This window comes from Fenollaria sp. C0166D3 (assembly GCF_056590255.1).
Genome location: NZ_JBWPVU010000011.1, coordinates 18,242 through 40,748 on the forward strand (window position 1 = coordinate 18,242; position 22,507 = coordinate 40,748).

The window sequence follows — 22,507 nt, forward strand, 5'->3', positions numbered from 1 at the left end:
TACTTTGTATTATAATTATATCATATATTATAGCAAAATAAAAGGTGAAAATGATGAAAGAGATAAAAATTAATGAAAATGATAATGATCAAAGACTAGATCGCTTCCTTGTGAAGTTTTTTCCAAACGCGACGAAGTCCTTCCTCATGAAGATGCTTAGGAAGAAAAATATAGTTTTGAACGGCAAAAAAGCGAGCGGTGACGAGAGGGTCATGACAGGTGACGTCATCAAAGTATTTTTCTCGGACGAGACTTTCGAGAAATTTACCGAAGCGCCAAAGAAGTTTAACCCCAATATCATTGACTTGAATATAGTTTATGAAGATGAGAACATCGCCATCATCGATAAAGATGAGGGTGTATTAAGTCATGCCACTAAGGATGGCTTTGAGAAGAACGTTGTCGATAGCTTTATAAAGTATCTCATCGACAAAAAAGAATTTTCTCCGCGAAATGAAAATACTTTTAGACCCGCCCTTGCTAATAGGCTTGACAGGAACACTAAGGGTCTCTTGATTGGCTGCAAAAATTACGAAGCGCTTAAAGAGATGACTAAGCTTATCAAGGATAGAAAGATAAATAAATATTACAAAACCATTGTCAAAGGTAATTTTGATGTGGACGAAACTTTTGAAGTGAATTACGAAAAGAACGAGAAGAAGAATATGATGAAGATCTCTGATGATGGCGCTGAGATGATCACGCACTTTAAGACCATGGAGATGAAAAATAATTTTACTGAGCTTGAGGTACTTTTATTAACTGGCAAGACTCATCAAATACGTTTCCATCTAAAAACGCTTAAGCACCCGATTGTAGGTGACAGGAAGTATGGTGATGCGGCGCTTAATGCAAGGCTCGCGCATATAATTAACAATCAGCTTTTGTACTCATACAAAATCGCTTTTCCAGAGCTAGATGGTTTCTTTAGCTATTTATCGAATAAAGAATTTTATGCTAATAGCTGGGCTACTTATGATAAGGTTAAGGAGGTTTTGTTCAAATGATTACTGTATATGAAACGAGTAAAGATGCGAGCAACTTATTTAGCGCGATAGCAATGGATGAGGGCGGTAAAACTATTATTATAACTAAAAATACTGAGTACAAAGACTTCATCGTACAAGAGGGACTAAAAAGGCTTGGCGCGCTTGTAAACACAAGTGTTTTGAGTATAGATGACTTTTATTTAAGAGAAGCAAAGGGCAATTACAAATTTCTATCTGAGCTTAGTATGCGCCTTATAATTAAGCAAGTGATTGAGATGAACAAAGGCGAGATGCCATTTCTAAACTATCCATCGTATATGGATTTGATTTTCGAAGCGATTAAGGACGCAAGCGCTAATGAGATTGATTTACTCAAGAGCGGCGGCGAGTACAAGAAGATTTACGCTGACTACGAAGCGCTTCTTAAGAAGGGCGGCTACCTTGGCATGAATGAAGGCGTTGAGCTTGATGACTTAAAAATAAAAGAAGCGGATGCAATATATTTTATCGGCTTTAACGAGATGAATAAAAAGCTAGTCCACTTGATTGAGATGGCAAAAAAATTTGATAAAAATGTAAAAATTTTTATAGAAGAGGACTTTGCTTCAGATGAGCTAGTCACTTACTTAAAAGAAAATGCAAATGAATATCATGCTTCAGATGAAGATCTAAGTCATTTTGAAAAAATTTCGAAAAATTTATTTAATGAAGAGATTACCCACACAGCTGGAATAAGTTTTGTGCGTGCGGACTCAATCGAGGCCGAGCTTGACTATGCCTTAACTGATATTAAGGAAAAGGTATTGAAGGACGGCTACGCTTATGGCGATGCCCTTATCTACATAATGGACAAATCAGAGGAGAGGGCCTTAACTGATATGCTTCGCGCCTACGAGATACCCGTGAACAAGAACAGTGTAATTCACTTAAGGGATTTAGTTTGGCAAGATAAATTATTTGCCGATATTGCTGCGAGCGAAAGCCCTATGACGAGCGGAAGCCTTATGCCGGGCGAATGCCATATGCCGGGCGAATGCCATATGACGAGCATTAGTGATATGTCGGACGAATGCCATATGTCGGGCGAATCGATTTTTGAACTGATTAATAAATACGCGAGTGATGAAATGCTCTTAGATAAGTTTAAAAAAATAATCGCCGCAATCGAAGATATCTATTGCAAGGCCATTAGCAAAGAGAAGTGGATTGAGCTACTTAAATTAGCCTTCAAATATGAAGTTTACAGAGAAAAGGACAGACTTCCTTTTGGTGTATCCATATACTCAGCTGACTTTGATACGCTAAGGCGCTATAAACTAATCTACATAATCGGCATGAATATGGATAGCTTTCCTAAGAGCATGAGCGAAAACTTTTTGCTTGACAATATTTACGCAGAGACCGGCTTTGACAAGAAAGAAAAAATGTCGAGGCTATCGAAGAACTTGATGAAAAAACTTTTTAAGGCTGCTGATGAAAAAATCACTATGACTTACTCGGCAAGAACGAGTTCGGACGCGGATCAAGGCGCCTCATCCTTCTTTAATGAGTTTCATATTGACGAGTGGATAAGCGTGAAGAGCCTTGGAGCTATCGAGAAGAGCGCCTCACTTGCGGCGAGCGATGAGCAAAAGAAATTCATTAGCGCTTACAAAAATATTGGCCCAGCGAAGTTCATTAACTACGACGAAATCAATAAGCTTAGGGCAGAGGGCGTTATCTCGAAGTATAACGGCAAGCTCGAGAGCTACTCAGCCATGAGCATCGTTGACGATTTTGTAAAAAATAAATTAACTGTATCGTTCTTAGAGACTTTCAAGACCTGTCCATATGCGGCGCTCCTTGGCTATATCTATGGCATAGAGCCTACCGAGGTCGATATGAAGGCGAGAAACATCGGGACTTGCATGCATAAAGTTTTGGAGCTTTATTACAGAAACTTTATCGGGGAAAAGGTCATCTATGACGAGGCTCTTTTAGTGAGGACCATGGATATGATTAAGAAAACTAATGAATACGCCGATGTTTATGGCTTTGAACTTGAAAATATCGAGAGCTATATCAAGGACTTTATCATCTTTGATGAAGAGCGAATGAAAAATTCGAATTACATCGTAAAAGAAGTAGAAAAGATGATCACTATAGACGTAGATGGTTATAAGATTAAGGGCAAGATCGATAGGGTCGACGAGGATACTTTATCTGGCAAGCTCCTTGTCCTTGACTACAAAAAGAGCAATTACGTCAATAAAGATAGTCTTCAGCTATCGGCCTATGCCCTCTACTATAAACATAGTGGCGTAGACATTGACGCGGCCTTCATTACTATGACTAAGCTTAATGGCAAGCTTGATATTAAAAAGGCTGATGCCGATGCTTGTGAAGAAGATATAAGGTCTTTAATAGAAAAGCTTAAGACTTATAGCTTTAATATCATTGACGAAGCAAGTAAAGAAAAATGCCTAGTCTTTTGTGATTATAGATGCATGTGCAAGAAGGGGAGAGAGTAATGAACTTAAATGAAAAGCAGCTATTAGCTGTAGATACAATAGATAAGAACGTTTTGCTCGACGCCTCGGCTGGCACTGGTAAGACCACTGTCCTTGTCAATAGATTTGTAAATATCTTAGACAAGGGAGACTTTTCACGCATAAGGCCTGACGAAGTGCTTTCGTCGATAGTCGCCATCACATTTACAAAGAAGGCAAGTAACGAGCTTAAGGAGAGGGTAGCAAAGCTTATCTACGAGAAGGCAAAGACTGATGAAAGCTTCAAGAGCTATTACAATAATATGCCCTCAGCAAATGTTTCGACCGTTCATCAATTTGCCTTCAAGATGCTAAAGGCCTTTCCGCTACTAGCCAATATCGATCCGCGCGCAAAAGTCATTGAAGAGGACGAAGCGGATGAGCTACTTGATAGGGCAGTGAGAGAGGCGCTTGATGAGAAAAATTATGAAGACTTATTCAAGGCACTTGATAAGAACTACGACGATAATTTTCTTAATAGCTTTAAGAGCATAATTAATAAGACTAGGGGCATGAACCTTGCTGAGCTGCGCGAAAACACTTTGAGCTACATAGGCTCTATATATGATGAAGATAGTATAAGAACTGCTCTTATTAAGATGTGTGATGCCATTAATGAAGTGAGGGATGATTTAAAAGAAAATTCAAAGCTATATGGTGTTATCGAAAAACATAAAGACGCTATAGACGCTTTAAACGATATGCCTATAGAGGATCTTGATTTAAATCTGCTTAATGACTTTGCTTACAATATCGGAGTAAACGCAAAAAAGAAAGAGTATTACGATGCTATCATAGACAGCGCTTCTTATGTACTTAAAGCGCTTGAAGCGGGTATGCTTAGCCTCTACGAAGACTTCTTTACTCTACTAGAAAGCGCTCACAATAAGTACAAGAGCTTTAAAGAGAAAGAGGCGGCGCTTGACTTTAACGATTTAGAGATTCTTTTTAGAGACCTTCTTAAGCTAGGTGAAGTACGCGAGACGCTTCAAAATAAGCTTAGCTACATCATGGTCGATGAGTTTCAAGACACATCGCCCATACAAAAGGAAATATACTATCTACTTAACGAGGCGCTTGGTGGAGACAGGCTCTTCGTCGTTGGTGACTTTAAGCAGTCCATCTACGCGTTTAGAGGCGCGGACGTGAGTCTATATCAATCAGTTAAGGAAGACTTCTTAAATGATTCTAGGTCCACAGCCATAAGCATGAACGAAAATTATAGGACTGGCGAAAAAATTATTTCAAGCGTGAATAAACTATTTGCTGACGAGATACATGACTACGAAGATTTAATTTTTAAGGGCGATATTGCTAATAGTGAAGTAATAAGCATCAAATACATTGAGAAAAACGATAGAGATTTAGAGGGGGCTGCCATTGCCAACAAGATTATGGATTTGCATGCGCAAGGAACCTCTTTTGGCGACATCGTTATCTTGGTGCGTGCCAATAGAGACTCAGCTGCCATAGAAAAGGCGCTAAAGAGGTCGAAGGTGCCTGTATATAACACGGCGAACAAGGCACTGAACGATCGCGACGAAATGGAAGACATATATAACTTTATTCATTACTTAAGATATGAGGATGAACTTTCATTAATTGCCTTGCTTAGATCGAACTTCTACGCCATTGATGACGACGAAATATTTTTAGCTAAGGATAGAGATGGCTTTAAGTATTATAAGGAAGAGTTTGAAAAGTACGTGCAAATGAAAGACGAGCAAAGGCTTGATGAGGTATTAAAAGCATTCTTTGACGAGACTCATTATATTGAGAAGCTGCTTATAAGGAAGAGAGGCGCACAAGCCTACACTAATGTCCGCAGCTTTTTAGATAGGATAGGAGCTTATTATGAGATGGGCGAAACGAATTTTGATGCCTTGGCAGACAAGCTTCTTCTATTACGTGAGAAAGGTGCAGCAGAGCCGTCATACATCAGCGAAAGAGATGATATAGTAAGGATCATGACCATACACAAGGCAAAAGGTCTTGAGGCGAAGGTCGTTATCTGCGCACAAATGGCTTTTAAAAGATCTCCAGATACTGTTTTTGCAAGACTTGCTGATGATAAGATTTTCTTAAGATTTAAAGAGCTTAACTCGAATTTTAAAGAGGCACAGGCGAATGACAAGGACCTATATGAAGAAGAAAAGATAAGAAACCTCTATGTAATGCTAACGAGGGCGAAAGAGCAGCTAATAGTTTATAAGACTGGCGGCAAGAGCGGTTTTATTCCATATATAGATAAGCTCGATGCAATTAGTGAAGAGCCTGACTTTAATGAAAGAGAATTAGATATAGATGAAGAAGAAATTTCTATGAGCGACGAGGACCTTATTTCGAGAGAAGAGATCAAGTGGAAGAGCCCATATGCGCCGCTACCATCGAGTGCTGCCTACGCATATGACTTCGGCGCAAACACATTCAAGGTCTATGACGATGAGCGCGACACTATCGAAGGAGTTAGTAGTGATAATAAAAATCTTGGCTCCGCGGCTCACAGATTTTGTGAGGCGTATGAGGGCAAGGACTTTGACGAGGTCTTAAGAGAGACGGCCCGCTGCTATAAGCTTAGCGAAAAGCAAAGAGAAGTCCTAATGATATGCGCGAAAAACTATGAAAAGTTTTACAAAACAGTTACAAATGCCAAAACATATAAAGAATTCGAGTATTATTATACTAAAGATGATATAATATACACAGGAGTTATTGATAGAGTGGATATATACGATGACCATGTAGAGATAATCGACTACAAGCTCACTAGCCTTGACGAGAAGAGCGCCAAGAGCATATATGCTACACAGATGACCATGTATATGGAGGCTGCGAGGACGATATTCAAAAAAGAGGCGAGAGCAAAGTTATTCCTTCTATCAAGAGATAAATTAATCGATATGGAGTAGATTATATGAGTTACAGAGTACTATTAGTCGAAGACGAAGCGGCTATAAGAAAGTTTGTTAAGATAAATTTAGAGAAGGAGGGCTACCTTGTCAGCGACTTTCCGAGCGCTGAGGCGGCACTTGAGGCGTGCAAAACGCAAAGCTTTGAGATAGCAGTCCTTGATATAATGCTTGAGAAGATGGATGGAGTCACGCTACTTAAGATACTTAGGGAAGTTTATCCACACATGGCCATCATCATGCTGACTGCAAAGAGCGAGGACATTGACAAGATAAATGCCTTTGAATCGGGCGCCGACGATTACTTGTCAAAGCCATTCAACCCGAAGGAGCTAATACTAAGGATCAAGTCCATCAGCAGAAGGCTTATCACGGACAATAAAAGGGAAGAGAATGAAATCGTTCTTGGCAAGTTTAGAATTGATCTTAACTTAAAAGATTTTTATGTCGATGGCAATTTAATTGAGCTAACACCGACTGAGTTTGGCATAATTAAGTATCTAATTGAAAATGCAAATACGCTTGTAAAGAGAAAGGACATAGTCAAAACAGTTTGGGGCTACGACTACCTAATGGATACTAAGCTTGTCGACGTCAATATATCTAGACTTAGAAAGAAGATAGAGAAGGATCCATCAAATCCTGAACATTTAAAAACTATTTGGGGAGAGGGATTTACGTTTGAGTACAAAGAATAGCTTGAAGAAGAGCTTGATGCAAAACTTCATCTTGCTTGTCTTTATCTCGCTTGTGCTGATAAATATATTCTCGTCATATATGTTCAAGAGATTTTACTATAAGCAAACCATAAAGAACGCGAAAGATACTTTGGATATGTATGTCGATTACGACAAGAAGTTTTATGGCTTTACAAGCAATGAGAAGATAAAGGAAGCGATTAACCAGCATCCAAACCTCTTCTACAACAACATCGATCAAAGGCTCGAGATCTTGGATACAGATGGCACGGTACTATTTGACTCAGAGGGTTATAAATACACTGCCGTTCCAGAGATTGATTCTATTATTAACAATGGCAGTGCGACATGGATAGGACGTGACTCAGCTAGCGGCGAGAGGGTTCTAACTGTCAGTACGGCTGTCAAGCATAATGAGGAGCCTATATATTATTTAAGATTATTTTTCGGCTTAGGGCAAGTTGATGATTTTACTAGTAAACTATCTATCATCATAGCGGCAATAAGCCTTTTAGTCTTGTTTTTATGTATTATTATTTCTAATTTTATAAGTGATTCTATCGTTAATCCAATTAAGTATTTAACAAGGATAGCTAGGCGCATGTCTAAGGGCAATTACAAGGAAAAGTCCAAGCTTGATCTAAAAAATGAAATAGGTGAGCTATCAAATGCCATGAACACGCTATCAGACGAGATTATCAAGCATGACGAGCTTAAGAATGAGTTCATCGCAAACATCTCTCATGAGCTAAGAACGCCCCTTACATCATTAACTGGCTGGGCATATACGCTTAAAGACGGCGACCTCGATGAAGAGACGACAGAGCTTGCTCATGACATATTGATTAGCGAGAGCGAAAGACTTAGCTCATTACTAGAAGAGTTACTTGATTTTTCAAGACTTATCTCAGGAAAGATCTCACTTAATAAAGATTATTTCGATTTAAAAATCTGTGTTGAGAACATCACTAAGCAAGTATTTCCAAAGCTTGAGAAGAACAAGGAGAGAATCGAGCTCAATGTCTCTGACGCCTCCTACATTTATTATGGCGATGAGAATAGGATCAAGCAGGTCATGATTAATCTTCTTGATAATGCAGTTAAGTTCAATAAAGAGCATGGTCTTATCACCATAAATCTATATCAAGATAAGGATAATTTCTTTATCGAGGTCATAGATGAAGGCGTCGGCATTGATGATGACGAGATTAAATACATCTTCGAAAAATTTTATGCAGGCAAAAAATCTAAGTCACATACGGGCGTTGGCCTTGCCATAGTCAAGGAGATAGTGGAGCTTCATAAGGGAAGCGTGGGCGTTGAGTCAAAGCCGGGTGAAGGCACTAAGTTTATTCTAAGGCTAGCGAAGGAGATTAAAGATGAAAAAGATTCTTAGCTTGATAAGCCTAGTAATATTATCATTGCTGCTCACTTCATGTGCGCCAAAAAATACAATAGCAAATCCAGACTTATATGGCGTTTGGCAAGTAAAAGAGATAAAGGATGTAGAGGAAAAGCAAAAAGAGGTCGACGCGGCACTTAGGGTAGACGACTACATCTACATCAGTGATGATGACTACATCATAGGTAATGACGTCATAAAAGACGCCAAGACTAAATATAGAAAAGTATCTTTGAAGGACTATCTATTCTTTAATTACAAGATAGAGCTTAATGATACGGGTGGCCTTGATGCAGATGTTTACTCCATATACGAAGATGATAGCTTTAGATATGACCTCATCATAAGTGAGGATAAGATGATGATTAAGCTAGGTAAGTACCTTTACACGCTTACAAAGACTGACAAGGCGCTTGATGAAGTGCATATGAAGGAGTTAGTTTCTCTTGTTGATAGCACTGAAGCTGATGCTAGTGAAGCTGTAGATGAAAATATCGGCTTTTTACTAGGTCTTAGAGAGGACGAAGACGGTGTATCGACTTACAAGACTATATACATGCAGCCATACAAGGGCGAAGCCTATGAGCTTGATTACCTACTAGTACCAAGGCGCGATGGCTTTGCGAGGATCGAGTGCGCCAAAATTGAAAAAGATGGCATCTATCAAGAAGACTTCTTAGTTATTAATGACCATGTCAATACTTTTGAATCGCTTGTGCTTTATGATGGGCAAAACGAAAAAGCGCTTGATAGAATGAGAAAGATACTCTTCGTTGGCAATGATTATTTTTCATATGAGATAGTGTCAAAGCTAAGGGACAACGGTGACATAGGTATATATTTCTTAGATAATTATAGCCAAAACAATAAAGCCGCTCTCCGTGAACTAATAGATGAGAGCGAAACAGATAATACAAAGACTTATAAGATGGATGAGTTTAAAAACAGCTTAAACGATGCGAGAAACTTAACAGTAGTAAGGAACAACGGCTACTGGATACTTAAGCAGAGGGACTATGACATGAAGTATCCGGGCCTATATAAGGACAGCTACGTCATGAAGAAGCCAAATAAAAATCTTGTGCGCTTCGACGAGCTCTACTTCAATTACGAGACTTTGAAAGAGAAGTTTCCTAAGCTTAAGGACGCCTTTAGTGCGCCAAACAAGTCCATGGTCATGATATATAAGGACAAGACGCTCGCTGCTTACAGTGTATATAGAGACGAGATTATGGACGAGATCTTCTCCATTGACTTAAACTCAAAGATAATAATGAATGAGTGGGCACTTGGCCAATACGGCGATATGTGGAAAGAAAAATTTATCTCGCTTGGTGCGAAGAAGATAAAATAATTAGGCTTGCAAATAGGGCTTATATGTAGTATAATTAGTAATCATAGCGAAGGTGAAGTAATGGGTACTATAAAATCAATTTTAGAAAAAATACTTACAGAAGTAAAACCATATATGACAGAGACATCGCTTCTATTCATAGTTGCACTTGTCTTTGCTGTTTTAGTTTTATTTTTGCACATAGCCTTTATGAAGTATAAGTTTGTTAAGTATATACCGACTATAGGCTTAATAATATTTGCTGCAGTAGTTTTATTAAAAGGCAATAAGAGAAGTATATTGCAAGCGTCAATCGTTGATATGAAACTTGCCATCATATCCTTAACGGCGGCATTTACATCACTCTTTGTAGCTATAGCGATGGGGTCGATGGCGAAGAGGAGAAAGTCAAGGAAGACTAGAGTAAGTACAAAAGCTAAGAGTGAAGAAACAAGTAAATAGAGTAGATCATATAAAATACAAGAGTAGACAGATTTGCCTACTCTTTTTTTGCGTTTTCTTCTATTAACTTTAATTTAGCTTCTTTCGTAAGCTTTTTAATCGCTGCCTCTCTTTGCATCGCTTCTTCTTTAGTAAGGAAGCTCTCGTAATGAACCAGCTCAAATGGGCCGCGGCCTCTTGTGTACTTCGCGCCCTTACCGCTCCTATGTTTTTTTATGCGCTTATAAATATTATCAGTGTAGCCGGTGTAGATGGAGCCGTCCTTGCACCTAAGCATGTATATATAATAAAGCTTATTCATTATAAATCGACTATGTCCTTGATGTCGGAGTAGTCAAAGCCTCTGCTTATTAAAAAGCGAATGATTTTGTTCTTTCTCTTGTATGGATCAGTCTCGCTCTTAGTCGCTTCGAGCTTTCTCTCGTAAGCCTCTTTAAGCGCCTCATACTCTATATCACTTGCTTCTTCAATTGCTTCTTCAATCTTATCGTCATCGATGCCTCTTTGTTTTAACTCGTAGACTATCTTTCTTGCACCTTTGTTCTTGATGCGAAAACTATCTTCCACAAAAAACTTTACATATAAATCGTCATCGACAAGGCCTACTTCTTCTATGTAGTCACAGACCTCACTCGTTTCTTCATCATTGAATCCTTTTCTGATCAAGTAATCGTAGACATCCTTCTTCGTCTTAATGTTCTTCAAATATTTAATTGCATAGTTATAAGCTTTCTCGTTCATGATACACCTCTATAATTAATTCTAACAGATTAGTAAATATTTTTCAATATCCATAGCAAAAACTATTGATTTGTGATAAAATAAAGGTGAGGTGAAAGCTGTGGACTTTTTTTCAATACTGTCTATGATATTAAAATATATATTCATCATAATTATATATGCCTTCGTTTTTCAAATAGCGAAGATGATTTTTCAAGACATTAAGTCTACTCAAGTCTCGAGGAAGGGCGCTTACTTAATGCTTATCGATGACGAGGAGAAGGACAAGATATATCCAATCAGAGAGAGCTTAAGCGTTGGCCGTGATAGGTACTCGGACATAAGGCTTGACTACAAGTTTGTATCGAAGAACCACTTCATCATCGAAGAGGACGAGGGAGAGTACTACTTAACGGATCTTGATAGTAAGAACGGCACTTATGTCAATGGTACTAAGATCGAGGACGAAGTCATCTTAGAGGACGGTGACATCATTGAGCTTAATGACATTAGATTTGTTTTTGTTAATAGGGAGATATAAATGAAAAAGAAAGTAAACATATCAAGGCCTTTACTATTGGTCTTCATGTTTGTAATACTTGAACTAAGTTTATTCTTCTTTTACAAGGACATGAAGCCAACGAAAAATTTTATATATTATACGACTGGCGTGCTTGTACTTATCTATTTACTAAATATCTTATTAATAAAGATATCGCCAAAGGCGGATCGCTACTTAAATCTTATAGTCTCAATGCTATTTTCAATAGGTACATTCGAAATACTAAGGCTTGATGAGGCGAGTGGCTTTAGGCAAATCATATGGATAAGCATAGGCATAGTTGTTTTTTATCTAGCCATCTTCATAATGACGGCAATGAAAAATAAATTTGATAAGATGTTTTTTATAGTCTTGGCACTCATCTACATACTCTTTATAATAACGCTTGTCTTTGGCAAGACAAAGTATGGGGCGAGAAACTGGATTAGGATAGGCAAGATCAGGTTTCAACCGGGCGAGTTCATCAAGATACTCTATATATTCTTGCAGGCGATTTACTACAAAAATTATAAGAGGTACGCCTCAATCAAGTTTGGGCCAGAGATATTCACGCTTATCTCATATAGCTTCATAATGTTTTTCTTCTTGCAAAAGGACCTTGGCTCGGCAGTTATCATCTACGGTATGATGATGTTTAGCGAGTTTGTTTTTGAGAAGAAAAAGTATATAAAGTATGTGAACCTAGCTTTAGCAGTCGTGATGAGCGTCGTGAGCTACTACTTATTTAGTCATGTAAGAATAAGGGTCTTGAGCTTTATCAATCCATGGGACTACATGGACGGCATAGGCCTACAGATAACACAGTCGCTCTTCGCCATCAGTTCAGGCGGCTTCGTCGGAACAGGCATCGGACTAGGACTGCCAAAGACTATACCCGTTGCGACAAGCGACTTCATCTTCGCAGCTATATGCGAGGAGATGGGTACACTAGTTGGCATTGCAATCATAATGCTATTTATCATGCTTATATCGAGGATGTTTAAGATATCACTCAAGTCGAATGACACATTCTACAAGGCGCTGAGCTTCAACTCTGCGGTATTATTTTCAATTCAGTCGCTACTGATATTAGGCGGCGTACTTAAGCTAATACCACTGACAGGGGTTACATTGCCCTTCGTTGCCTATGGAGGCACGTCGATCCTCGCGTCATTCATAGTACTAGCCATGGTGCAGCTTTCAAGCATAGAAGGTGAAGTCGATGGATAGGACGAATAAGAGAATTATTATTTCACTACTAATATTTTTAGCGGCCTTCTTTGGGATTATAGTCTACTTGACATATTTCCAATTATTTTTGGCGAAGGACATTAAGAACAATCCTTACAATAGAAGGAATAGGGTCGATGAAGAGAATGTTATTAGAGGAAATATTTATGATAGGAATGGCGTGGTTCTTGCCGAAACAAAGGTAAAGGGCGAAGAAAAAACAAGAGTATATCCATTTGGACAAAGGTACTCGCATGTCATTGGTTACACAAGCAAAAAGTATGGTAAGCAAGGTCTTGAAAGCACCTTTAATGATGTCTTGACGGGCACTGACAAGGACGACTACTTCAAGGACATAAGAAAGATATTTAACGACAGAGCTGGTAAGTCACTAGTTTTGTCTATAGATAACAATTTAGAAGCGCTTATTGAGAAAAACTTTGCTAGAGAAAAAGGCGCCGTCATCGTCATGGACAATAGGACTGGAGAGATACTTGCAATGCACTCAAACCCTGGTTTTAATCCATCAACTATAGATCAAAACTGGGACGACTTTGTTAACTCAAATAACGGCGAGCTCCTAAATAGAGCAACACAAGGCCTATATCAACCGGGATCGACATTTAAACTCGTTAGCGCTATGGCGATACTTAAGTCAAAGCAGGATCTAAGCTACACAGATACAGGTAAGGAGACCGTCGACTCATATATATTCAAAAACTCTGGCGGCAATAAATATGGTGAGGTTAATCTAAATACTGCCATGAGCAAATCCATAAACACATACTTTATCAATAAAGTTATGAATATGGATAAGGATGAATTTTTTGATACGATTGAAGAATTTTACATCGATAAGAACTTTGATTTTGATTTAGTTTTTGCTAAGTCAAAGCTCAATAGAGACGCCGGCAAAACTGAGATTGCATCTGACGCCATTGGCCAAGGCTCGATACTTGTTAGTCCGCTCAATATGCTTATGGCTACGAGTGCCATCTGCAAGGAAGGCGTTATGATGAAGCCTTATTTAGTCAAGATGGTCAAGGACAATAAAGGCACTTTGCTTGAATCAACTAAGAGTGAAGTGTACAAGACCATAGGCAAGAAAGAGGACGCCGACAAGGTTAAAGAGGCGATGATAGAGACTGCAAGGACTGGAACAGCAAGCTCCTTACAAAGAAAGGGCTTTACAATAGGTGCCAAAACTGGTACTGCTGAGCTCGGCAAGGGCAAGTACAACGCTTGGCTCGTAAGCTTTATCCAGTCTGATAAGCTTGACTACAGCATCTGCGTTGTGAGTGAAGACCAAAGGAAGATGGGCTATCAAATGCAAGGCATTACTAAGATGATAAATGATTATCTAATAAAAAATTATAATAAATAGAAAGGGATGTTAATATGGACGAATTAAAAACAAGAGATCAAATTGACGAACAATTTAAGTGGGATTTGACAAAAATCTTTGAAAGCGATGAAAAGTGGGCTGAAGAGTATGACAGCTTCTGCAAAGACTTTACAAAGCTAAGTGATTATGAAGGAAGACTTGGTGAAAGCGCTAAGACTTTATATGACTTCACTAAGTTAAAATATGATTTAATTCACAGACTTGAATTAATTTATGTTTATGCAAGTCTAAAGTTTTCGCAAGACACTACAGATACTAAGAGTCAAGAACTTATCGATAAAGCACAAACTGCTGAAATCAAGTTCTCAACAAGCTTAGCCTTTGAATCACCAGAAATATTAAAAATAGGAAGAAAGAAGATTGAAGACTTTATAGCTGAAGAAAAAGGTCTTGAAGAGTATAGAAAGACTTTTGAAGACATTCTTAGATACGAAGCACACACATTAAGCGAAAAAGAAGAAGCACTTCTATCTAAAGCAGGCGACTTATATAGCGCACCAGATGACATCTACCAAATGTTCTCATATGCTGATTTAAAATTTGATTCAGTAGCAGATAAAGATGGCAAGATGCATCCACTAAGCCCAGGCGTGTTCACTAAGCTATTGGCTTCAGATGATGAAGTGTTAAGAAAAAATACATTCAACACATACTATGACAATTACGCTGACCATATCAATATGCTTGCGGCTACATTAAAAGCAGCTGTTAAGAAAAACATCTTCAGAGCTGAAGTAAGAAACTTTGAGAGCGCTAGAGAAGCTGCATTATTTGCCGATGCTGTTGATGAAAAGATCTATGACAATCTAATCGAGTCAGTTCACGACAAGATTCATTACCTTCATAGATATATGAAGCTTAGAAAGAAATATATGGGCCTTAAAGAGCAACACATGTATGACATCTACATGCCAATGGTAGGCAGCTTAAAATTTGAAATTGATTATCCAGAAGCAACAGAAATTATCAAAGAAGCAATTGCTCCACTTGGCAAAGAATATCAAGACATTGCTTACAAGGGATATCATTCAAGATGGGTTGACGTTTATGAAACAAAGGGCAAGAGAGGCGGAGCCTTCTCATCAGGTGTTAAGGGCACTTACCCATACATCTTATTAAACCATAATAAATCAGTTGACTCACTATTTACATGCTGTCACGAAATGGGTCACTCAATGCACTCATACCTAACAAACACTACTCAACCGATCCAATACGCTAACTACAGCATATTCTTAGCAGAAATAGCTTCAACTATGAATGAAACACTATTAACTCATTACATGATCGACAATGCTAAGACTAAGGAAGAAAAATTATATTTCATAGACAATTATCTTGAATCATTCAGAACTACATTATACAGACAAGCGATGTTTGCTGAATTTGAAAATATAATTCATAAATATGCTCAAGAAGGCGGTACTATAAACGCGGATTTCTTAAACAAGACTTACTACGATTTAAATAAGTTCTACTATGGTGACGATGTAGTTGTTGACGAGAAAATCAAGTACGAATGGGCTAGAATACCTCACTTCTACTACAACTTCTACGTATTCCAATACTCAACAGGTATTAGCTGCGCAACTGAATTTGCAAGAAAAGTGCTTTCTAAAGAAGAAGGAGCAGTTGAAAAATATCTTGGCTTCTTGTCAAAGGGCTCAAGCGAGTACCCAATCGATATACTTAAAGAAGCTGGCGTAGATATGACTACTAAGGATCCAATACTAAACAGTTTAGATACATTTAACGAGTTCATGGATAAGTTTGAAGAACTTATGTAGGAGGACTTATGTTCGAACAAATTAAGGATGTATTAGTAAATTTTAAACTAAGCTACCTTGTCGACATCACAATCATCGCGCTAATAATATATCAACTATACAAGCTTGTTAAGCAAACAAGAGCCGAGCAGCTAACCAAAGGCTTCTTGGCCTTGCTTATAGTTACCAAGCTAAGTGAAGTACTCCACCTATATACACTTAGGTGGCTTATCGAAAACCTATTCAATGTAGGTCTAATTGCTTTAGTTGTTGTATTTCAGCCAGAGTTGAGGCGTGGACTTGAGTATATAGGAAGGATGAAGTTCTTTTCTAAATCCATTTCCGATTTTAAAAAGGAAAACTTTTCAAGAACTGTTAATGAGATAGTTGACGCATGCCTATCACTATCGAGACAAAAGATAGGAGCGCTTATCGTCATCGAGAGAAAAACTGGTCTTAACGAGATAGTTGATACAGGAACTGATATAGATGGTCTTGTATCAAGCGACTTACTTATCAATATCTTCATACCGAACACACCTCTTCACGATGGGGCGGTCGTTATTAAGAGCGATAAGGTAAGAGCTGCTGCATGCTTCTTGCCGCTAACAGATAATCAAAGCGTTCCAAGAGAATTAGGCACAAGACATAGAGCGGCGCTTGGCGTAACTGAGATGAGTGATGCACTTGCTGTTATAGTATCAGAAGAAACAGGAGCTATATCTACAGCAGAAGAAGGCGTTATCTCAAGATATCTAGACGAGAACACACTTAGAGAGAAACTACTTAGCGTTTATTTACCAGAAAGTAGCGACGAAAAAGCATTATTTAAATGGAGGGCAAAAGATGAAGATCAAGATGAAGAAGTTCAAGATCAAGAACAAGAGTAATATCATTGCTAAGATAGTCTCAGTCATCGTTGCCATCTTCCTTTGGTACTACGTTATGGGACTTGTCAATCCAGAAGAAACAAGAACATATAGAAATATAAACGTAGCATTTAAAAATGTTGAATATCTTAATAACACTAAGCTTGTCAATCTTGGGCCAAATGAGGCAAAAGTTACAGTTCAAGTAAAGGGTAAGAAGAGTGAACTTGACAATATTAACGAAAACAATATCAAGGCAGCCATAGACTTTAGAGGCTACGATGCAGGCCAAGTTAGGATACCAGTCAAAGCCGAAATCATCGGTCAATATAATACTTTGCAAGTCACTTCAGTAGGACCAAATGAGGTATTATTTAACCTTGACAGCGTTGAATCATATAAGAAGCCTATAGAGATAAGACAAAAAGGCGAGATAAAAGAAAATCATGCTTTGTCAGAGCTAAGTATGGACGTTGAGAACGTTAAGTTAACTGGACCAGAAAGCTATTTGGCAAAAGTTGATAAAGTCATAGCCGAAATCGATTTAACAAATAAGGATAGGCCATTTACAATATCAAGTAAATTGTATGCAGTAGACATCAAGGACAATCAGATAGACCAAGTGAGCCTATATCCACAAGTTGTTAATATCAATGCACAGATAGATAAGACAAAGTCGGTTAATATAGAAACAGACTTCGTAAGCCATCTGCCAAGCAATTACAAGATAGTTAATATCAAGACTAGTCCACAAAAGATAGTTATTAAAGGGCAAGATGGTCTTGATGCCATCAGTTCAATTAAGACTGAGAAGATAGAGGTTAACGATGCGGTCGAGCCTAAGGAAGGCGAAATCATTGTTAAGCCAATACTTCCACAAGGCGTTGCACTTCTTGATGAGAACGTAAATATATCCGTAACTTATGAGATAGAGGAAGAGGCTGAAAGAGAAATTAAAGTGCCACTAGCTAATATTGAGCTTAATAATCTAAAAGATGATTTAGAGCTAAGCGATGCAAATGAAGAATATATCACTTTGACATTGAAAGGATATAAGTCGATTTTAGACAAGATTGACGAAGAAACATTTAAGCTTACAGCGGATGCAACAAATGTAACAACTGAAGGTAAACAGCAATTAAGACTTGAGCTAGTAAGCGATAAAGAGTATATAGAGATACTTAATAACGCGATAAGTCTAGACTTTGTAATGAAGAATAATTAATATAAGGGAGCTGAGTAAGAGATTACTCAGTTTTCTTTTGCCTATATATAAGAAAGACTTATAATTAATGAAGAAAGTATAAGATTTATTAATATATAATAGTGCTTGCATATTTTTAGGGGGGTGGTATAATATAGTTAAGAGGAATTTATTTTGCTAAATCATTACAAGGGAGGATCTTATGAAGTACAAAAAATTTTTTATAATCATGTTTATCCTGATATTGTGTTCGTCGATATCAGCACTACTTGCACCTATATTTATACAGCTGTGGAAGGCAAATGGAACGCCGCTTGATACGAAGAAGATAGTATTTATAGTCTTACTTATACTTGCTTCAAAACTGCTTACGATACTATTTACAATATTTAGAGAAAAGTTTGCGAAGGAGTATAACAAAGGCAATTTCATTTCTTACATAAAAAACATTTTCAATATGCATTACGATAGCATAATCGAAAAGGGCGCTATGAACTTACTAGAGAGGGCATCGATTTCTGTTAACAGCATCTACTCCTTCATGATGAACGGCTACATACAGATATTCTCCTCACTTTTAGTTGCCTTAGTATGCTTGATTCTAATTGCAAATGTAAATTTGTATTTGGCCTTGATAATGTTTTTGGCGCTGCCTATAAACTATTTTGGATATAAATTATTAAATAAGAAGCTAAAGAAAAAGTCTGAAGAGATGCAAAAGATGACAGGCATGGGCTTTCAAGAAATACTTTCTTATGTACAAGAGGTCGACTATGTAAAACAGCTTTCTGATAAGTCTGTGATTTACAATAAATTAGAGCCAGCGACTGAAAAGGTATATGGTAGCATGGCGAGCGTCAACGAGTACGCTCAGTCAATGACTGTAGTCTTAGAAGGCGTTAACGAGATCATCAAAACGCTTCTACTACTAATAGTTGTTTACGATTACATGGCGCATAGCAGCAGCATTTATTCGATCATACTTGTTACTTTAATCTTCCCACTTTACTTTGCCAATGTTTCTACCATAACTAATTCAAATATTGAGAAGAGAAATTTTGATATAGCAAAAGATTTTGAAAAAGAACTCATCGCTAATAAAGAAGCAGATGGCAGTGAAGATATTGATATGATTAACGATATAGAACTTGATGTCAATGGCATAAATATTAAAGACATGAAGCTTGACTTTAATGCAAAGGCAAAGCTTAAGAAGGGCGATATAGTCAGAATCAACGGAGCCAATGGTAGTGGTAAGAGCACATTTGCCAAAGGCCTAGTTAAGTTTAGAGACGTTAAGATAATTAAAGTGAATGGCATAGACATAGACAAGTGCAAAAACGAAGACATAAGAGATCGTATTGAATATGTCGTACAAAACGCACCTATAGTCAATGGCTCACTAAGAAAGAACCTTCTACTTGATTTTGATGATGGCAGCCACATTGATTTAGAAGAAAATCAATTCATCAGATCCATACTTGAGAAGAAGTCCCTTGACGAAGAGATACTTATGGGCGGCTCAAACCTATCTGGAGGCGAAAAGCAAAAAATATCATTTGCAAGATCCTTACTTAAAAATCCAGACGTACTCGTTTTGGATGAGATATGCTCAAACATTGACAAGGAATCGACGAAAGAGATATACGATTACCTAGATAAGACTAGAGAGGAAAGGATATGCTTCATCATTAGTCACGACGACTTGACAAGTGGCCTTATTAATGTTAATATAAATTAGTAGTATGACTCTAGTACCATTGTCATAGTAAAATATTTTTGCAAAATCAAAAAAAGTACTTGACAAATGCTCTGCATGAGTATATACTATATGAGTAAAGAATAATTATCAAGAAGAAAATGCTTTCTCACCTTATAACCGGTTGTTCATAAGGTTAATTAATTGTAATTGTACGGGCATTTTTTCATGCCCGTTTTTTTAATGGAGGTGTAAACAATTAAAGAGCTACTAATCAACGAAGAGATTAGAAATCAGAAGATAAGACTTATAGGAGAAGATGGAACACAATATGGTATCGTCGATAACAATAAGGCTTTAGAGATAGCGCAAAATGCTAAACTAGACCTTGTAATGGTTTCTCCAAACGCTGACCCTGTTGTTTGTAAGGTAATGGACTACGGTAAGTACAGATACGAGCAACAAAAGAAGAGCAAGGAAGCTAAGAAGAAGCAAAAAGTTATCAATATCAAAGAGATCAGAATGACTCCAAACATTGAAGAACATGACTTAAACGTTAAAGTTAGAACTACAAAAAAATTTATTCAAAATGGAGACAAGGTTAAAGTATCCGTTCGCTTTAGAGGTAGAGAGATGGGACACACTGAGCTTGGAAGAGAAGTTCTTGATCAATTTCTAGAACTATTAGGTCCTGAGGCAATGGTTGAAAAAGCACCAAAGTTAGAAGGTAGAAACATGTCGATGACTGTTATTCAAAATAATAAAAATTAGGAGGAATAGAAATGGCAAAGATGAAAACACACAGAGCGTCTGCAAAGAGATTTAAAAGAACAGCTTCTGGTAAATTAAAAAGATTCAAAGCATACAAAGGACACTTAACAGGTAAGAAATCTGCTAAGAGAGTAAGAAACTTAAGAAAAGGATCATTAGTATCAAAGGGCGATCAAAAGAGAATCGACTCAATGGTAATGTAGTAGGAGGACAAAATGGCTAGAGTAAAAAGAGCAGTAAATTCTAAAAAGAATCATAAAAAAGTTTTAAAACAAGCTAAAGGATATTTTGGCGCAAAGAGCAAGCTATATAGAACTGCTAATGAAGCAGTTATGAAGTCATTAAGCTATGCATATATTGGTAGAAAGAACAGAAAGAGAGACTTCAGAAAACTTTGGATAGCTAGAATCAACGCTGAATGCAGAGTAAACGATATGAGCTATAGCAAATTTATCGGTGGTTTAAAGAAATTAAATATTGACATAAACAGAAAAATGCTTTCCGAAATGGCTATTCATGATAAAGAAAGCTTTAAGAATTTAGTTGATATGGCAAAGAATGCTTAAAGTTCTCAATTTTGGGAACTTTTTCTTTTCTATATGGCAAAAATTCTTGATTTGTAGTAAAATAGATATATGGAAATAAGAAAAAAACTTTTTAAAGACAAACTAAACCCGCCACAAGTTTTGGCGCTTGGTTTTTTATCCTTAATACTTATAGGTAGTGTACTTCTAAACTTGCCTATAGCTTCGACTAGCGGTAGCCCTATTGGCTATGTAAACAGCTTGTTCACATCAGCATCTGCTGTGTGCGTAACTGGCCTTACAGTACTTAATACTGCTAAGGACTTCACGCCATTTGGCCAAGTAGTTATCATTACACTTATACAATTTGGCGGCCTCGGCATAATGACACTAGCAACAGTCGGCTACATAATCATGGGCAAGAAGATATCTTTTAAGGAAAGACTTATGATTAAGGAGCAACTAAATACTGAATCAATACAAGGTATAGTAAAACTAATGAAGAAAGTTATTGGCTATACATTATTTCTTGAGCTTATGGGCTCCTTGCTATTAGCGCTTCGCTTTGTACCAATGTTTGGACTAGAAAAGGGCTTGGCCTTTAGTATATTTCACTCGATAAGTGCTTATTGCAACGCAGGCTTTGATATATTTGGAGATTCATTAATTATCTTTCAAAATGATTACTACGTTTTGTTTATACTATCGCTATTAATTATACTAGGCGGACTAGGCTTCACTGTTTATGCGGATTTACTAGCAAAGGATAAGCTAAGAAAGCTAACGCTTCACTCTAAAGTAGTACTTATCATGACTGGATCACTTTTAGCTATAGGCACACTTAGCTTTTTGCTATTTGAAAGAACAAATCCTGGCACTTTAGGAACAATGAATTTTCCAAGGAAGCTGGCAAACTCGTTTTTCCAAAGTGTTTCGCCAAGAACAGCAGGCTTCTACTCAGTAGATATTTCTAGTATCAGGGATACTACTATATTCTCAATGATTATGCTTATGTTTATAGGTGGATCACCTGGATCAACAGCCGGCGGTGTTAAGACGACGACATTTGCTTGTCTAGTACTGACAACCATATCAGTAGTAAAGGGCGAGGAAGATGTTAACTGCTTAAAGAGAAGACTACCGTTCGAAACGATAAAGAGAGCTGTATCGATATTTTTAATTGGTTTAGCTATAGTTTTTTCAACAGCAATCATACTAACTATTACTGATAGCTCTTTCAAGTTTATCAATCTGCTTTTTGAATCAACATCGGCCTTTGGCACTGTTGGTTTGACTACGGGGATAACTGATAAGCTTAGCACTCTTGGCAGGCTTGTAATCACTCTAACTATGTATATAGGTAGGGTTGGACCACTTACTATGGCATACGCTTTTGCTAAGAGAAACAGGAAGAGAGACTTTAGAAACGCACCAGGCAACCTAATGGTTGGATAGGA

The 22,507-nt window shown here is 37.6% G+C and carries 20 protein-coding genes; 18 read left to right on the plus strand and 2 right to left on the minus strand.

All coding sequences use genetic code 11. The features are described from left to right. Positions 1–53 precede the first annotated feature (53 nt). Genes AC1EJ0_RS07635 through AC1EJ0_RS07665 form a run of 7 tightly spaced genes read left to right on the plus strand, consistent with a single transcriptional unit; the run spans position 54 to position 10,321 of the window. Positions 54–1,007: an RluA family pseudouridine synthase gene (locus AC1EJ0_RS07635; protein WP_480023893.1), complete on the plus strand. Its 954-nt coding sequence runs from the start codon at positions 54–56 to the stop codon at positions 1,005–1,007. Continuing rightward, positions 1,004–3,499 (plus strand): PD-(D/E)XK nuclease family protein, encoded by a 2,496-nt coding sequence (locus AC1EJ0_RS07640; RefSeq protein ID WP_480023892.1) that lies wholly within the window; start codon positions 1,004–1,006, stop codon positions 3,497–3,499. Before AC1EJ0_RS07635 ends, AC1EJ0_RS07640 begins: the two co-directional genes overlap by 4 nt. Further along, positions 3,499–6,426, plus strand: a complete 2,928-nt coding sequence (locus AC1EJ0_RS07645; protein WP_480023891.1) for a UvrD-helicase domain-containing protein — start codon at positions 3,499–3,501, stop codon at positions 6,424–6,426. The genes AC1EJ0_RS07640 and AC1EJ0_RS07645 overlap by 1 nt, the downstream gene beginning before the upstream one ends. 5 nt (positions 6,427–6,431) lie before the next feature. Next, positions 6,432–7,124 (plus strand): response regulator transcription factor, encoded by a 693-nt coding sequence (locus tag AC1EJ0_RS07650; RefSeq protein ID WP_304016393.1) that lies wholly within the window; start codon positions 6,432–6,434, stop codon positions 7,122–7,124. After that, positions 7,108–8,520 (plus strand): sensor histidine kinase, encoded by a 1,413-nt coding sequence (locus AC1EJ0_RS07655; RefSeq protein WP_480023890.1) that lies wholly within the window; start codon positions 7,108–7,110, stop codon positions 8,518–8,520. Before AC1EJ0_RS07650 ends, AC1EJ0_RS07655 begins: the two co-directional genes overlap by 17 nt. Further along, complete coding sequence (locus AC1EJ0_RS07660; protein ID WP_480023889.1) at positions 8,504–9,880, plus strand: hypothetical protein; 1,377 nt, start codon at positions 8,504–8,506, stop codon at positions 9,878–9,880. Before AC1EJ0_RS07655 ends, AC1EJ0_RS07660 begins: the two co-directional genes overlap by 17 nt. A gap of 60 nt (positions 9,881–9,940) precedes the next feature. Beyond that, positions 9,941–10,321 carry a hypothetical protein gene (locus AC1EJ0_RS07665; protein ID WP_480023888.1) on the plus strand — a complete coding sequence of 127 codons (381 nt, stop codon included), beginning with the start codon at positions 9,941–9,943 and terminating at the stop codon, positions 10,319–10,321. Positions 10,322–10,358: 37 nt separating this feature from the next. Here the strand turns inward: AC1EJ0_RS07665 and AC1EJ0_RS07670 are convergent, their stop codons facing one another. After that, positions 10,359–10,622: a GIY-YIG nuclease family protein gene (locus AC1EJ0_RS07670; protein WP_480023887.1), complete on the minus strand. Its 264-nt coding sequence runs from the start codon at positions 10,620–10,622 to the stop codon at positions 10,359–10,361. Next, complete coding sequence (locus AC1EJ0_RS07675; protein WP_480023886.1) at positions 10,622–11,062, minus strand: regulatory protein RecX; 441 nt, start codon at positions 11,060–11,062, stop codon at positions 10,622–10,624. Before AC1EJ0_RS07675 ends, AC1EJ0_RS07670 begins: the two co-directional genes overlap by 1 nt. Before the next feature lie 100 nt (positions 11,063–11,162). Between AC1EJ0_RS07675 and AC1EJ0_RS07680 the strand changes: the two genes are divergently transcribed. The 11 genes from AC1EJ0_RS07680 (at position 11,163) to AC1EJ0_RS07730 (ending at position 22,505) form a co-directional block, all read left to right on the plus strand. Then, positions 11,163–11,582 (plus strand): FHA domain-containing protein, encoded by a 420-nt coding sequence (locus AC1EJ0_RS07680; RefSeq protein ID WP_294795810.1) that lies wholly within the window; start codon positions 11,163–11,165, stop codon positions 11,580–11,582. Next, positions 11,583–12,812 (plus strand): FtsW/RodA/SpoVE family cell cycle protein, encoded by a 1,230-nt coding sequence (locus AC1EJ0_RS07685; RefSeq protein ID WP_480023885.1) that lies wholly within the window; start codon positions 11,583–11,585, stop codon positions 12,810–12,812. It abuts the gene before it with no gap. After that, entirely contained in the window at positions 12,805–14,196 is a 1,392-nt protein-coding gene (locus tag AC1EJ0_RS07690) for a peptidoglycan D,D-transpeptidase FtsI family protein (RefSeq protein ID WP_480023884.1), read from the plus strand. The genes AC1EJ0_RS07685 and AC1EJ0_RS07690 overlap by 8 nt, the downstream gene beginning before the upstream one ends. A gap of 14 nt (positions 14,197–14,210) precedes the next feature. Beyond that, positions 14,211–16,004 carry an oligoendopeptidase F gene (pepF, locus tag AC1EJ0_RS07695; RefSeq protein ID WP_480023883.1) on the plus strand — a complete coding sequence of 598 codons (1,794 nt, stop codon included), beginning with the start codon at positions 14,211–14,213 and terminating at the stop codon, positions 16,002–16,004. Between the two features lie 8 nt (positions 16,005–16,012). After that, on the plus strand, positions 16,013–16,873 hold the full coding sequence (cdaA, locus tag AC1EJ0_RS07700; RefSeq protein ID WP_304016383.1) for a diadenylate cyclase CdaA: 861 nt from the start codon (positions 16,013–16,015) through the stop codon (positions 16,871–16,873). After that, positions 16,830–18,077, plus strand: a complete 1,248-nt coding sequence (locus AC1EJ0_RS07705) for a CdaR family protein (RefSeq protein ID WP_480023882.1) — start codon at positions 16,830–16,832, stop codon at positions 18,075–18,077. The genes cdaA and AC1EJ0_RS07705 overlap by 44 nt, the downstream gene beginning before the upstream one ends. 181 nt (positions 18,078–18,258) lie before the next feature. Then, entirely contained in the window at positions 18,259–19,797 is a 1,539-nt protein-coding gene (locus AC1EJ0_RS07710; protein ID WP_480023881.1) for an ATP-binding cassette domain-containing protein, read from the plus strand. Positions 19,798–20,028: 231 nt separating this feature from the next. Continuing rightward, positions 20,029–20,526 carry a translation initiation factor IF-3 gene (gene infC / locus AC1EJ0_RS07715; RefSeq protein ID WP_480023989.1) on the plus strand — a complete coding sequence of 166 codons (498 nt, stop codon included), beginning with the start codon at positions 20,029–20,031 and terminating at the stop codon, positions 20,524–20,526. An 11-nt stretch (positions 20,527–20,537) separates the two neighbouring features. After that, positions 20,538–20,729, plus strand: a complete 192-nt coding sequence (gene rpmI / locus AC1EJ0_RS07720; RefSeq protein ID WP_019214968.1) for a 50S ribosomal protein L35 — start codon at positions 20,538–20,540, stop codon at positions 20,727–20,729. 12 nt (positions 20,730–20,741) lie between these two features. Further along, positions 20,742–21,092 (plus strand): 50S ribosomal protein L20, encoded by a 351-nt coding sequence (rplT, locus tag AC1EJ0_RS07725; RefSeq protein WP_058259285.1) that lies wholly within the window; start codon positions 20,742–20,744, stop codon positions 21,090–21,092. Positions 21,093–21,161: 69 nt separating this feature from the next. Next, a complete protein-coding gene (locus AC1EJ0_RS07730; protein ID WP_480023880.1) occupies positions 21,162–22,505 on the plus strand; it encodes a TrkH family potassium uptake protein in 1,344 nt (447 codons plus the stop codon). Positions 22,506–22,507: the final 2 nt, after the last annotated feature.